Source organism: Nonomuraea sp. N2-4H (genome assembly GCF_045291505.1).
Taxonomy (GTDB): Bacteria; Actinomycetota; Actinomycetes; order Streptosporangiales; family Streptosporangiaceae; genus Nonomuraea; species Nonomuraea fastidiosa.
In genome coordinates, this window is record NZ_CP147987.1 from 2,688,849 (window position 1) to 2,703,979 (window position 15,131).

At 73.2% G+C, this 15,131-nt stretch carries 5 protein-coding genes and 1 pseudogene; all 6 read left to right on the plus strand.

Annotated elements, in window-relative coordinates; genetic code table 11:
* Nucleotides 1-157 precede the first annotated feature (157 nt).
* The 6 genes and pseudogenes from WBK31_RS12080 (at nt 158) to WBK31_RS12105 (ending at nt 15,131) form a co-directional block, all read left to right on the plus strand.
* Nucleotides 158-1,639: an AMP-binding protein gene (locus tag WBK31_RS12080; protein ID WP_364069968.1), complete on the plus strand. Its 1,482-nt coding sequence runs from the start codon at nt 158-160 to the stop codon at nt 1,637-1,639.
* 44 nt (nt 1,640-1,683) lie between these two features.
* Nucleotides 1,684-7,820: pseudogene (locus tag WBK31_RS12085) on the plus strand (amino acid adenylation domain-containing protein); the annotation flags it as partial.
* 37 nt (nt 7,821-7,857) lie between these two features.
* Nucleotides 7,858-13,275: an amino acid adenylation domain-containing protein gene (locus WBK31_RS12090; RefSeq protein WP_406674817.1), complete on the plus strand. Its 5,418-nt coding sequence runs from the start codon at nt 7,858-7,860 to the stop codon at nt 13,273-13,275.
* 1 nt (nt 13,276) lies between these two features.
* Complete coding sequence (locus WBK31_RS12095) at nt 13,277-13,480, plus strand: MbtH family protein (RefSeq protein WP_364069962.1); 204 nt, start codon at nt 13,277-13,279, stop codon at nt 13,478-13,480.
* Nucleotides 13,477-13,731, plus strand: a complete 255-nt coding sequence (locus WBK31_RS12100) for a phosphopantetheine-binding protein (RefSeq protein WP_364069960.1) — start codon at nt 13,477-13,479, stop codon at nt 13,729-13,731. The genes WBK31_RS12095 and WBK31_RS12100 overlap by 4 nt, the downstream gene beginning before the upstream one ends.
* On the plus strand, nt 13,728-15,131 hold the full coding sequence (locus tag WBK31_RS12105) for a condensation domain-containing protein (protein ID WP_364069958.1): 1,404 nt from the start codon (nt 13,728-13,730) through the stop codon (nt 15,129-15,131). The genes WBK31_RS12100 and WBK31_RS12105 overlap by 4 nt, the downstream gene beginning before the upstream one ends.

Genomic DNA, 15,131 nt, shown 5'->3' on the forward strand with positions numbered 1-15,131 from the left:
GACAACTTCTTAAAGTTTCCCTCTGTTGTTGCTCGCGCGAATTGCCTATTCTTCGGACCATACGGTTTTCGGGGCGGCCGTATTAGGCGTGATCTGCGTGGAATTCGAGTCAAGGGAAGCGGGCCATGGTCACGAAACGTTTCGGTCACTCACCGTGGTGAAGGGTAACGCTGGGCTGCTCGTGCCGGATCTCCTCGCGCGCCGCGCCCAAGAGCAGCCCGAGAGCCCGGCGCTCGTGGTGGCCGAGGTCGGGACGCTCACGTTCGGCGCATGGGACCGGCGCTCCAACGCGGTCGCCCGCGCGCTGATCGAACGCGGCCTGGCGGGCGGGCAGCGGGTCGGCCTGGTGTTCGACGAGCGGGACTGGATCGACCTCGCCGTCGCCTGGTGCGGGGTGATGCGAGCCGGCTGCGTCGCCGTGCCGCTGTCCGCGCGGCTGGCCCCCGCCGAGTTACGCCACGCGCTGACCGACTGCTCCGTGAGCGCCGTCCTGCACGGCCCCGGGATCGATCCACCGGACGTGGGCGGCTGGCGGGGCACGCCGGCGGACCTGGATCAGGCGGACGAGAGCCCGGTGCGCGGGGACTTGCAACCCGGCGGGCTGGCGCAGATCATCTACACCTCCGGCACCACCGGCAAGGCCAAGGGCGTCGGCGCCACCCACGCCAACCTCGCCTACGGGCTGTCCGCCGACCCCAAGCGCCGCAGCCTCCTGCACTCCCGGCACTTCCTGCACGCCTTCCCCATCGGCAGCAACGCCGGCCAGACCATGCTCGTCAACTCCCTGGGCGCCCGCCCCGCCGCGCTGACCATGCCGCGCTTCACGCCCGCCCGCTTCGCCCGGCTGATCGAGTCGTACCGGGTGGGGACGGTCTTCGTGGTGCCCGCCATGGCCATCGAACTGCTCAACGCCCGCGTCCACGAGCGGCACGACCTGTCGAGCGTGCGGCTGCTGGGATCCACCGCGGCGAGCCTGCCGCCCGCCGTCGCGGCCGGCATGGCGAAGGCGTTCCCGAAGGCGACGATCGTCAACTACTACACCTCGACCGAGGCCGCTCCGGCGCAGACCGTGATGATCGTGGACCCCACGCGGCCGGCCTCGGTGGGACGGCCCCACTCGGGCGGCGACCTCAAGATCGTCGGCCCGGACGGGCGGCCCGCGAAGACCGGGGAGACCGGCGAGGTGTGGCTGCGCTCACCTGTCGGCACCCGCTCCTACTACCGCGACCGCGGGCTGAGCGAGACCGTCTTCCGTGACGGCTGGGTGCGCATGGGCGACGTCGGCTACCTCGACGCGGACGGCTACCTCTACCTCGTCGACCGGGAGAGCGACGTCATCAAATCCGGCGCGCACAAGGTGTCCACGCTGCAGGTGGAGGCCGCGCTGTACGAGCATCCGTCGGTCGCCGAGGCCGCCGTGGTCGGGGTGCCGCATCCGGTGCTCGGCCGGGTCACCGCGGCCGCCGTCGTGACCAGGTCGCCGGTCAGCGCCGCCGACCTGCGGACGTTCCTGATGGACCGGCTGGCCAGGCACGAGCTGCCGAGCCGGCTGCTGTTCGTCCCCGAACTGCCGAAGAACCACCTCGGCAAGGTGGTGAAGTCGCGGCTGCTCGACCTGCTCCGGCCCGACGCCACCTGACCACGATCACAGGAAGAACGCACATGACGCACTGCCAGGAGAGCGTGCCGGCCTCGTACGTCCAGCAGGACATATGGGTCGGCGAGCGCATGGGAGCGGGAACGGCGTACCACATGCCGCTCGCCGTGTGGTTCGACGGCGACCTCGACGTGGCCGCGCTGCTCGGCGCGTGCGAAGCGATGGCCGCCCGGCATCCGGTGCTCGCCACCGCCGTCGCGGAGAGCGGCGACGGGCTCCGGCTGGTCCCCGCCGCGCGACCGTCCGTGACTGTCGCCGGCCGGACCGATCCCGACCGGCTGATCCGGGAGGAGAGCGCGCGGCCGTTCGACCTGGAGAAGGGGCCGCTCGCCCGGTTCACGCTCGCGCGGGCGGGGGAGCGGCGGCATCTGCTGCTGTTCGTCGCCCACCATCTGGTCTTCGACGGCATCTCCAAGGACATCCTGGTACGCGACCTCGCCGCGGCCTACAGATCCGAGTCCCCGACGCCGCTGCCGCTCACCTGGCAGGAGCCCGCGGCGGACGTGCTGGCGGAGGCCGGCGAGTTCTGGGCCGCACGCGAGCCGGGCGAGGTCATGCTGCCGGGGCAGCGGCGCACCGGGCGGCGGTACGGGCCCGGCGAGCAGATCGACGCCGGGCTCGACCACGAGCTGACCCGCTCGGCGCGCAAGGCCGCGGCGGCGACCGGCGCCTCGACCTTCGAGGTGCTGCTGGCCGGCGTGCACGCGCTGCTGTTCCGGTACGGCGCGGAGCACGTGGCGGTCGCCGTCGACGTCACCACCCGCGGCCCCGAGACCCGCGACCACATCGGCGCGTTCGTCAACGAGCTGCCCGTGCACTCCCGGCCGGAAGGCGGGCAGACCTTCCGCGCGTTCGTCGGCGAGCTGCGAGACGAGCTGCGCGCGGTGTACCGGTTCCGCCAGGCGCCGCCGAGACGAGCGGCACTGCCCGTCTCGATCAGCTATCGCAGGCAGGAGCCCGACCCCGTCTTCCCCGGCCTGACGGTCACCGTGGACCGCATGATGTTCGCGGGCGGCGCGCGGAACCCGCTGCACCTGCAGATCGTGGACGGCCCCGGCGGGCTTGCCCTGTGCGTGCGCTACGACCCGGCGGCCGTGGACCGCGACGTCGCGGCCCGCTTCGCCGACGGCCTGCGCGCCCTGCTGCGCCACGCCGCCGACGATCCCGGCACGTGCCTGGGCGAGCTGGACGTCATGCCGGCGGAGCAGGCGCGGCGGATGCTCGTCGAGTGGAACGACACCGAGGTCGCCTACCCCGCCGATGCGACGCTGCCGAGCCTGTTCGCCGAGCAGGTGCGGGCCCGTCCCGGCGCGTGCGCCGTCACCTTCGACGGCAGGACGCTCACGTACGCCGAGCTGGACGCGGCGGCCGGGCGGCTGGCCGCCAGGATCAGGCAGGCAGGGGCCGGGCGAGGCGAGCTGGTCGCCGTGCACCTGCGCCGCTCCGACCTGCTGCTGGTGAGCCTGCTCGCCGTGCACAAGGCGGGAGCCGCGTACCTGCCGCTCGACCCCGACCACCCGGCGGAACGGCTCGCCATGATCGTGGACGACGCCCGTCCCGTGCTGGTGCTGTCCGAGACGGACGCGCTGCCCTGGCCGGTGATGCTGGTGGACCGCGCGTCCCTGGAGACGGGGGAGCGGCTCGCGGAGCCGGTACGACCCGGCGACTCGGCCTACGTGATCTACACCTCGGGCTCGACGGGCCTGCCGAGGGCGTCGAGGTCGACCACGGCAACCTGGCCAACCTGCTGCTGGCCATGCGCGACCGGCTCGAGTCGGGACCCGCCGACGCCTGGCTCGCGCTCACCTCGCCCGCGTTCGACATCAGCGCACTGGAACTGTACCTGCCGCTGATCACCGGCGGCCGGGTCGTCGTCGCGCCGCACGGCGCCGTACGGCAGCCGGAGGCGCTGGCCCGGCTGGTCGCCGAACAGGGCGTCACGCACGTCCAGGCCACGCCGTCGGTGTGGCGGCTGCTGCTGCCCGGCGGCCTGGCCGGCGTGACCGCGCTGACCGGGGGAGAGGCGCTGCCGCCCCGGCTCGCGCAGGAGTTACGCGAGCGCTTCCCCCGCGTCGTCAACGTCTACGGCCCGACGGAGACCACGATCTGGAGCACGTACGGCGAGCCGGGCGACGGCGACGTCGTCACCATCGGCCGCCCCCTCGCCAACACCCGGATCTACCTGCTCGACGAGGCACTGCGGCCGGTTCCCCAGGGTGTCGCGGGCGAGCTGTGCATCGGCGGGGCCGGGGTGGCGCGCGGCTACCGGGGCAGACCGGCGCTCACGGCGGAACGCTTCGTCCCCGACCCCTTCGGCCCACCAGGAGCGCGGCTCTATCGCACCGGCGACATGGCCCGCTACCGGGACGACGGCGAGATCGAATTCCTCGGCCGCAGGGACGGCCAGGTCAAGCTGCTCGGCCACCGGATCGAGCTCGGCGAGATCGAGGCCAGGCTGCGCGAGCACCCCCAGGTGGGCGAGGCCGCGGTGGTCGTCCGTGGCGAGGGAACGGACGACCACCGCCTGATCGCCTACGTCGTCCCCGCCCAGGGCGAACCCGACGCCGGCGATCTGGCCGCCCACCTGGCCAGGACCCTGCCCGCCGCCACGCTGCCGAGCGCGTACGTCCTGCTGGACGCCCTCCCGCTCAACCCGATCGGCAAGCTGGACCGCGCCGCGCTCCCCGAGCCGCCGCGCACAACCGAGCCGCCACAGAGAACCGAACTGGCACAGCAAGCCGAATCGGCACAGCAAGCCGCGCCGCCGGGCTCCGGCGGCGGGGCGCTGGTCGAGGAGGTGCGGCGGATCTGGTGCGAGGTGCTGGAGCTGGACGACGTCGGCATCGACGACGACCTGTTCGACCTCGGCGGGCACTCGCTCACCATCACCCAGATCTCGGCCAGGATCAGGGAGAGCCTGGGCGTGGACGTGTCGCTGGACGCCTTCTTCGACGATCCGACCATCCAGGGGGTCGTCGAGGAGATCGTCCGGCTGCAGGGTGACCGCCCGGCGGCGGAGATCCGGCCGCGTCCCGAGGGGGTCGTCCCGCCGCTGTCGTTCGTCCAGGAACGCCTGTGGTTCCTGCAGAAGTTCGACCCGGACGACGCCTCGTACAACATGTATCTGGTGCTGCGGCTGCGGGGCGAGCTGGACACCGGCGCGCTGCAGGAGGCGCTGGACGCGGTGGTGGCCAGGCACGAGAGCCTGCGCACGTCGTTCGCCGACGTGGACGGCGCGCCGATCACGGTCATCCACCCGCCGGGCCCCGTGACCGTCGAGCGCATCGACCTGGCGGGATCGCCGGGCGCGGAATCCGAGGCGCTGCGGCTCGTCGCCGAGCGCACGAACGCGCCGTTCGACCTGGCGCAGGCGCCGCCCCTGCGGATCAGCCTGCTCCGGCTCGGGCCCGGCGATCACGTGCTCTGCTTCGTGCTGCACCACATCATCGCGGACGGAACGTCGCTCGGCATCCTGTTCGACGACCTGTTCGCCCTTTACCAGGACAGGGACGCCGAGCTCCCGCCGCTGAGGATCCAGTACGGCGACGTCGCCCTGTGGCAGCGGGAACAGGACTCCGAGGAGTCGCTGGCCTACTGGCGCGACCAGCTCGCCGACCCGCCCGTGCTCGACCTGCCCGCCGACCTGCCGGGAGGCGAGCGGCCCGAGGGCGCCTTCCACACCTTCACGGTGCCCGCGGAGCTGGTGACCCGGCTGGAACGGATCGCGCAGGAGCACAACGCGTCGCTGTTCATGGTGCTGGTCGCCGCCTACCAGGTGCTGCTGGCCCGGCACACCGGGCAGGACGACATCCTGGTCGGCACCCCGTGGGCGACCAGGGACCGGATGGAGCTGGAGCCGGTCATCGGCTACCTCACCGACACGCTGGTGCTGCGCGGCGACCTGTCCGGGGATCCGCTCTTCGCCGAGCTGCTGGACGCGACCCGGCGTACCGTGCTCGACGCGCACGCCCACAGGACCGTCCCCTTCGAACGGCTCATCGGCGAGCTGGGCGTGCCCCGCGACCTGAACCGCAATCCGCTGCTCAGCACCATGATCATTCTGCACAGCCAGGCGGGGGAGGGGACTCCGCCCGAGCGGGTCGGCGACCTCGGGGTGGAGCTGTTCGACGGCGGGTACCGGCAGGCCAAGTTCGAGCTGTCGCTGGAGTTCTGGCGCAACGAGCGAGGGCTGCTCGCGGTGTTCGGCTACGACGCCACCCGGTATCGGGCGGACACCGTGGAAGGGCTGGCCGCCCGGCTCGAGACCCTGCTCCAGGGCATCGCGGACGCCCCCGAGACCCCGATCTCCCGGTTGCCCCTGCTGACGGAGGCCGACACGGCCCTGCTCACGGCGTCCCGATCGGCCGTCCCCGGCGACGGGGAGAGCGTGCCCGCGCTCATCAGGCGGGCCATGGCCGCGCACCCCGACGCCACGGCGCTGCTGTGGGGCGGCGAGGCGATGAGCTACGCGCAGCTCGACGCCAAGGTGGCGCGGCTCGCGGCGGCCCTGCGGCGGCGCGGCGTCGCCGATGGATGCGTGGTCGGCGTCTGCCTGGAACGGTCGGCCGAGGCCATCGTGGCCCTGCTGGCCGTGTGGCGGGCCGGGGGCGCCTACCTGCCGCTCGATCCCGCCTACCCCGACGAACGGCTCGCGTTCCTGATCGCAGACAGCGCCGCCCGGCTGGTGGTGACCGACGCCGGGCTCGCATCGCGGCTGCCGGGAGAGACGGTCGTGCTCGTCGCCGGCGACGAGACAGGGCCAGGCGATTCCCACTGGTACGGCGACTGGGACCCGGTCGAGCCGGACGACCCCGCGTACGTGATCTACACCTCGGGCTCGACGGGCCGGCCGAAGGGGGTGCTGGTCGAGCACGGCAGCCTGGCGGCGCGCGTGCACTGGATGCGGCAGGCGTACGAGATCGGGCCGGACGACCGGGTCGCGCAGTTCGCCTCGCTCAGCTTCGACGCGCACGCCGAGGAGCTGTACCCGGCGCTGACGGCGGGCGCGAGCGTGCTGCTCCTGCCCGACGGCGCCGCCTCGCTGCCCGACGTGCTGCGCACACCGGCCTGCCGGCAGGTGAGCGTGCTGGACCTGCCGACCGCCTACTGGCACCGGCTCACCGAGGCGCTCGGCGACGTGACCTGGCCGGAGCCGCTGCGGCTGGTGATCCTCGGTGGCGAGCAGGTGCACGCGGCGGCGGTGGCCAGGTGGCGGGAGCGGTTCGGCGACCGGGTACGCCTGATCAACACCTACGGGCCGACCGAGGGCACCATCATCGCCACGGCCCACGACCTCGGCGCGGCCGACACCGTGGGGCGCCCGCCCATCGGGCGGCCGATCGCCGGCACGACCGCGCACGTCCTCGGCCCGTACGGCGAGCCCGTACCGCCCGGCTGCCCCGGCGAGCTGTGCCTGGGCGGGGCGGGGCTGGCGAGGGGCTACCTGGGGCGCCCGGCGCTGACGGCCGACCGGTTCGTCCCCGATCCTTTCGGCCCGCCCGGCTCCCGGCTCTACCGGACCGGCGACCGGGTGCGGTGGCGGCGGGACGGGACGCTGGAGTTCCTGGGCCGGTTCGACGCCCAGGTGAAGGTGCGCGGCTTCCGGGTGGAGCCGGGCGAGGTGGAGGCCGTGCTGCTGGCCCAGCCCGGTGTCCGGCAGGCGGTGGTGACGGCGGACGGGGAACGGCTGGCCGCGTACGTGGCCGGGCCGGCCGAACCGGACGAGCTGCGGGCACGCCTGGCCGCGGCCCTGCCGGCCCATCTCGTGCCCACGGCCTGGGTGAGCCTGCCGGAGCTGCCGCTCACGATCACCGGCAAGGTGGACGTGGCGGCCCTGCCCGCGCCCGAGCCAGGACCCGCCGCGGAGTACGTGGCCCCGCGCACCGACGCCGAGGTGCTCGTGGCCGAAGTCTGGCGCGAGCTGCTCGGCCTGGAGACGGTCGGGGCCCACGACGACTTCTTCGCCCTGGGCGGGCACTCCCTGCTCGCCACCCGGGTCGCGGCCCTGCTGCGCAACGCGGTCGAGACGGAGGTGCCGATCCGCACGGTGTTCGACCACCCGACCGTCGCCGGGCTCGCGGCCGCGGTCGAGCGGCTGGTGATCGAGCAACTCTCGGCGCTCAGCGACGCCGAGGCCGCGGAACTGCTGGAGGTGGGGGAGTGACGTGCCCGGAGGCGATGGGGCTGTGGGAGGTGGCGCAGTGACGGGCGCGAACGAGCTGTCGGCGGCCAAGCAGGCGCTGCTGGCGCAGCGGCTGCGGCGCGGGGCGGCCCCGCGCCGTACCATTCCCGCGCGCCCCGGCGGCGAGCCGCCGCCGCTGTCGCACGCGCAGGAGCGGCTGTGGTTCCTGGAGCAGTTCGCGCCGGGCACCGCCCAGCTCACGATCCCGATCCGGCTGCGGCTGCGCGGCGCGCTCGACACCGGAGCCCTGGCCGCCGCGCTCGACGCCGTCGTGGCCGGGCACGACGCGCTGCGCATGCGCTTCCCCGCCACCGAGGACGGCCGCCCGCGCGTCGTGCTCGCCGCGGACGCCACGCTCCCCCTCACCGTCCGCGACGCGCCCGACGAGGCCGCCGCCAAGGAACAGGCCGAGCGGTTCCTGGCGGCGCCGTTCGACCTCGGGGCGGGCCCCATCGCACGGGCGCTGCTGATCAGGCTGGGCGACGACGACCACGTGCTGGTGATCGCGGTCCACCACATCGCCGCCGACGGCTGGTCCGCCGACGTGCTGCTGCGCGAGGTCTTCGCCCGCTACGACGGCCGCACACCACCCGCCCCGCAGGTCGGGTACGCCGACTACGCCGCCTGGCAGCGCGGCCTGCCCCCGTCCGAGCGCGACCTGGACTACTGGCGCGACCGGCTGGCCGGCCTGGAACCGCTGGACCTGCCGGCGGACCGGCCACGCCCGCCCGAACGCACTTACACGGGCGCCGCGCACCCGTTCACCCTCGACCCCGAGGTGGCCGCCGCGCTGGCCGGGCTCGGACGCGCGCACCGGGCCACGCCGTACATGGTCATGCTGGCCGCGCTCGCCGCGCTGCTCGGCCGGTACGCGGGCACCGAGGACGTCGCCGTGGGATCGCCCGTGGCCGGCCGGCAGGTCCCCGAGCTGGACGGCGTGATCGGCTGCTTCGTGAACATGCTCACCATGCGGGTGGACCTGACCGGCGACCCCACGTTCGCCGAGCTGATCGACCGGGTGCGCGACCTCGTCCTGGACGCCTTCGCCCACCAGGACCTGCCGTTCGAGCAGCTCGTCTCCGAGCTGGACGTGCCGCGCGACGTGTCCAGGTCACCGCTGTTCGGCGTGATGTTCGCGATGCAGAACTACCGCCACGAGGCCATCGACCCGCCCGCCGGGCTGACCGTCACCGACTTCCCCGTGGACCCCTGGGCCACCCGCTACGACCTGGAGCTGTACGTCGGCGACGACTCGGGCGGCATGTTCGTCTACAACACCGACCTGTTCGAGCCGGACACCATCGAACGCCTCGCCGGCCACCTGTGCACGCTGCTGGAGCGGGTCGCCGCCGACCCCGGCACCCCGCTGTCCCGCATCGACCTGCTCACCGAGGACGAACGCCGCCAGGTCCTGCACACCTTCAACGACACCGCCGCCGAATACCCCGGCCCCGCCACCCTGCACGGCCCCATCGAGGCGCAGGCGGCCCGCACTCCCGACGCCGTCGCGGTGCGCTTCGAAGGGCGGTCACTGACGTACGGCGAGCTGGACACCGCGGCGGACCGGGTCGCCCGCACGCTGCGCGACCTCGGCGCGGGCCCTGGGACGGTGGTCGCCGTGTGCGCGGAACGCTCGCTGGAGCTGCTGCCCGGCCTGCTCGGCGTGCTCAAGGCGGGCGCCGCGTACCTGCCGATCGACCCCGAATACCCGCCGGACCGGGTGGCGTTCATGCTGGCCGACGCCGCACCGGCCGTGCTGCTCACCCAAAGCAGCATCCGCCCGGACCTGCCGGACACCGGCGCGACCGTCCTCGACCTGGACGATCCCGACGTCTGGACCGGCGCGGCAGGACCGCTGCCCGAGGTACGGCCCGACGACGTCGCCTACGTCATCTACACCTCCGGCTCCACCGGCCGCCCCAAAGGCGTGCCGAACACCCACGGCGCCATCGCCAACCGGCTCGACTGGATGCAGGACCGCTTCCGGATCGGCGAGGCCGACGTCGTGGCGCAGAAGACGCCGCTCAGCTTCGACGTGTCGGTGTGGGAGCTGTTCTGGCCGCTGCGCTGCGGGGCCAGGCTGGTGCTCGCGACGCCGGGCGGCCACAAGGACGCCGCGTACCTGCGCAAGCTCATCACCACCGAGGGCGTGACCACCGCCCACTTCGTCCCGTCGATGCTGGCCGTCTTCCTCGCCGAGAACGGCGGCGCGGGGTGCGGCTCGCTGCGGCGGGTGATCTGCTCCGGCGAGGAGCTGCCCGCCGACCTGGCCCGCCGCTGCGTCGCCGCGCTTCCCGCCGCCGAGCTGCACAACCTGTACGGCCCCACCGAGGCCGCCGTGGACGTCTCCGCCTGGCACTGCCGGCCCGAAACCCTCACCTCGGCGGCCCGCGTCCCGATCGGCACCCCCATCGCCAACACCACCCTGTACGTCCTGGACGCCGCCATGTCCCCGGTGCCGATCGGGGTGCCCGGTGAGCTGTTCATCGGCGGTGCCGGCCTGGCCAGGGGCTACCTCAACCGTCCCGCGCTCACCGCCGAGCGGTTCGTGCCGAACCCGTACGGCCCGCCGGGCTCGCGCCTCTACCGCACCGGCGACCTGGTCAGACGCCGCTCTGACGGGGTGCTGGAGTTCCTCGGCCGGCTGGACGCCCAGGTCAAGCTGCGCGGCCTGCGCATCGAGCCGGGCGAGATCGAGGCGGCGCTGCGCGCGTTGCCCGCCGTCGGGGACGCCGCCGTGATCGTCCGCGACGACCGCCTGGTCGCGTACGTCACCCCCGGCACCGGCGACGCCCTGGACCAGGCGCTCGACCAGGCCCTCGACCACGGCGCGCTCCGGGCCGAGCTGAAGAAGACGCTGCCCGACTACATGGTCCCCGCGAGCTATGTCACCCTCGCCGCCCTGCCGCTGAGCCCCAACGGCAAGCTGGACCGCCGCCGCCTGCCCGCACCCGTGGCGACCAGGGACGCCACGGTCGAGTTCATCGCGCCCGGCACCCCCACAGAACGCGCGCTCGCCGCCATCTGGGGCGAGCTGCTGGGCGTCGAGGCGGTCGGCGTGGACGACGACTTCTTCGACCTCGGCGGCCACTCCCTGCTCGCGACCCAGGTGGTGGCCCGGCTGCGCCAGGAGACGGGCGCCGTGGTCAGCGTCATGGACGTCTTCAAGCACCGCACCGTCCGCGAGCTGGCCGCGCTCGCCGACACCCCGCAGGACCGGCGCGGCCCCCGCGCGCTGCTGCACCGGCTGACCGCCGCCGGCAGCACCAGCCCGGTCCTCAGCTACGTGTGCGTCCCGTACGGTGGCGGCAGTGCCGTCGTCTACCAGCCGCTCGCCGACGCCCTGCCGGACGGGCACGCGCTGTGGTCGGTGGCGATCCCCGGTCACGACGTGGGCGTGGACGAGGACAGGCTGCCGTTCGACGAGCTGGCCGCCGGGTGCGTGCGCGAGATCCTGGAGAAGGTCGAGGGCCCGATCGTCCTGTACGGGCACTGCGGCGTGGGCTCGGCGCTGACCGTGGAGATCGCCCGCCGGCTCGAAGCCGCCGGCCGCGAGCTCGACGGCGTCTACATCGGCGGCATCTTCCCGTTCGCCCGCCCGCGCGGCCGGATCATGTCGCGCATCGCCAAGATCGCGGAGGCCGAGCGGCTGCGCAGCGATCAGCGCTACGTCAACTGGCTGATCTCGCAGGGCGTGGACATGAGCGACCTCGACCCCGCGCAGGCCCGCCGCATCGTACGGAACATGCGCCGCGACTCGCGAGAGGCCGAGGACTACTACACCCGCCTGTTCGAGTCCGGCACGCAGCGGCTGCGCGCTCCCGTGATCAGCGTCGTGGGGACCGAGGATCCGGCGACGGACTACTACCAGGAACGCTTCCGCGAATGGCACTTCCTCACCTCGGTGTCGGCGGTGGTCGTGCTCGCAGAGGCTGGCCACTTCTTCCTGAAATATCGGGCACAGGAGCTCGCCGAGATCGTCACCACCGTCCACCGGAACCTGAAGGAACCGGCCGGTCCCCGCCCGGCCGGGCCGCCGCGAGGCAGCGGCCGTACCTGGTGGTTGCACGACGTGTCGCACGCCGACACGATGCCCGCCCCGACCGGCGTGCGGCCCGGCATTCCGCGCTTCCTCGCCATCGCGCTCAGCCAGCTCGTCTCCATGACGGGATCGGCGCTGACCGAGTTCGCCGTCCCCCTGTGGATCTACACCACGACCGGGTCGGTGGCGAAGTTCGCGCTCATGGCGGTCGTCGGCCTGGTGCCGGGCATGCTGGTGGCACCGGTCGCCGGCGCGATCATCGACAGGACGAGCCGCCGCCGGGTGATGCTGGCCGGAGACATCGCCGCGTTCACGATCCAGCTCGCGTTCGGCGTGCTGCTGTGGACGGGGAACCTGTCGGTCGACATGATCTACCCGCTGCTCGGCTGCCTGTCCGTCGCGCTCACGTTCCAGCGCCTTGCGTACTTCTCCGCCGTCCCGCAGCTCGTCCCCAAGCACTACCTCGGGCACGCGGTCGGCATCACGCAGCTCGGCAACGGCACCGCCCAGCTCCTGGTGCCCATCTTCGCCGTCGGGCTGATGTCGGCGATCGGGCTCGGCGGCATCCTCCTGCTCGACATCGCCGGCTACGCGGTCGCCATCGCCGTCGTGCTGGCGGTGCGCTTCCCCGACAGCATGCCCTGGCGGCGCCGCGAGTCGATCAAGGACGAGATCCTCGGCGGCCTGCGCTACTCCCTTGGCCACCGGGGGTTCGTCGCCATGCTGCTGTTCTTCGTCGTGCTGAACGTGTTCCTCGCACCGCTGCTGCTGATGTTCTCGCCGCTGGTGCTCTCCTTCGCCGGGCTCGCCGACGTCGGCAGGATCTCCTTCCTCGCCGGACTCGGGACGTTCCTGGGCGCGCTCATCATGGTCGTCTGGGGCGGCCCGCGCCGGCGGCGCCTGCGCGGCGTGCTGCTGTGCAGCCTCGTGCTCGGCTGCTTCTGCCTGCTCACCGGCCTGCGCGCCGACCTGGTCGTGATCGCCGCCGGCGTGTGCGGCATCACGCTCTGGATCACCCTGCTGAACGGCATCTACACCACGATCGTGCAGGTCAAGGTGCCGCAGCGGTTCCACGGCCGGGTGTTCGCGATGAACACGCTCATCGCCTGGTCCACGCTGCCCATCGGGTACGGGCTCGTCGCGCCGTACGCCGCCACGCTGCTCGACCCGCTGCTGCTGGACGGCGGCCCGCTCGCCTCGACGGTCGGAGCGGTCATCGGTGTCGGCCCCGGCCGCGGCATCGGCCTGATGTACGTGCTCTTCGGCCTCGCCATCCTGGCGCTCACACTGGCCGCGATGCGGGTTCCGGCCCTGGCCCGCTTCGACGACGAGGTTCCGGACGCCGTCGCCGACGACCTGGTCGGCGTACAAGCCCTGCGACAGAAGGAGGAATGACGTGACGGGACGACACCAGGTGGTCGTCAACGACGAGGAGCAGTACTCGCTGCTGCCGCTCGACCGCCCGCTCCCGGACGGCTGGCGGGCGACGGGCTTCACCGGCGACCGGCAGGAGTGCCTGGATCACATCGACGAGATCTGGACGGACATGCGTCCCCGCAGCGTACGGCTGCGCCAGGAGTCGAAGGGGGGCGCGCGGTGAGCAGCGACCTGGAACGCAGGCTCGCGGACCTGGTGGCCGCCGTGTCCGACGGCGAGATCAGCGCCGAGCAGGCGCTCGCCGGCGACCACTCGCTGTCGGCGCTGGGCCTGACCTCGCTGGCGTGGATCAGGCTCATCGACGCGATCGAGGACGTCTTCGGCGTGGACGTCGATCTCGGCGGCGACCTGTCCGCCTTCGACCGCGTGGACGCGCTCGCCGCCCACGTGTCGGACCTGCTGGACGCCCGATGACCACCCCGGCCATGGCGACCGCCTCGGTCCGGTTCAGCGGGACGCGGGACGGCCAGGCGCCGCTGACCTGGGGGCAGCGGCTGATGTGGCGGGCCGTGCACCTGATGGGGCCCAGCCAGTCGTTCCTCAACTGCCCCTGGGTGCTGCCGGTGCACGGCAGGCGCGACCTCGCGACCGTGCTGGGCGCGCTGCGCCGGATGCTCGAACGCCACGAGAGCCTGCGCACCACGTTCATCGACACCCCAGACGGCCCGGTGCAGCGGGTGGCGCGCAGCGGCGAGCTGACCGTCGAGCTGGTGCGGACGGGCACGGAGGGGCCGCTGGCGACCGCGGGGCGCATCGCCGCCGAGCTCGGCACCACGATCTTCGATCACGGCGCGGACCTGCCGCTGCGCTGCGCCGTCGTGATGGCCGACGGCCGGCCGCGCGCCCTGGCGTTCGCCTTCTCGCACCTGGCGGTGGACTACCAGGCGCTGAGCCTGCTGTCGGCCGAGTGGCGGGCGCTGCTGCGCGGCGACGACCTGCCGGCGCCCCCGTGGCAGCCGATGGAGCAGGCGGCGCTGGAACGCGAGGAGCCGTTCCAGGCCCGCTCGCGGCGGTCGATCCGCTACTGGCGCAAGGTGCTCGAAACCGTCCCGCTCGAGGTGTTCGACCATCCGCCGGGGGAGCCGGAGGAGCCCCGGTTCATCGAGGTCGGCATGGAGTCGGTGGCGCTCGCGGCGGCGGCCGTCCGGCTGGCCGAGCGGCTGACGATCAGCACGACGAGCGTGCTCATCGCCGGCTGCGCCACCGTCCTGGCCGTCGCGAGCGGCCGGCCGCGGGCGGTCATGCAGCTCGTCCACAGCAACCGGCGCGACCCGCGCACCCGTCCGCTGGTCGCCACCGTGGGCCAGGACGCCCTGCTCGTGCTCGACCTGCCCGAGACCGGCTTCACCGACACCTGCCTGGCCGCCCACCGCAGCGCCCTCATGGCCTATCGCAACGCCCATTACGACCCGTTCGAGATGACGGCCATGCGCGAGGAGATCGGCCGCATCAGGGGCAGCGAGCCCGACCTCGACGCCTTCTTCAACGACCGGCGCGGCGACGGAACCTGGCCGAACCTGCCCCGCTTCGGCGAGGACCTGACCCCGCTCACGGAGAGGACCCGTACGTACGTCACCAACGCCTGGCCCGGCGTCCGGTTCAAGGCGTTCTTCACCCTGGGCACCGCCCCCGACACCGGCCAGCTCAGCCTCATCATCGACACCGCGTACCTGACCAGGCAGACGGCGACGGCCATGCTGCGCGCCGTCGAGACCCTGCTGGTCCGCACCTGCACCGAGGACGTCCCGATCGCCGCCGTCAAGGACCTCGTCCCACCGGCAGAAACGGGCATCGCCCCACGATCCCGCACCTAG

Excerpts from the sequence above, each read along its gene's own strand:
- WBK31_RS12105 (WP_364069958.1), top strand. The coding sequence starts at position 13,728 with ATGACCACCCCGGCCATGGCGACCGCCTCGGTCCGGTTCAGCGGGACG.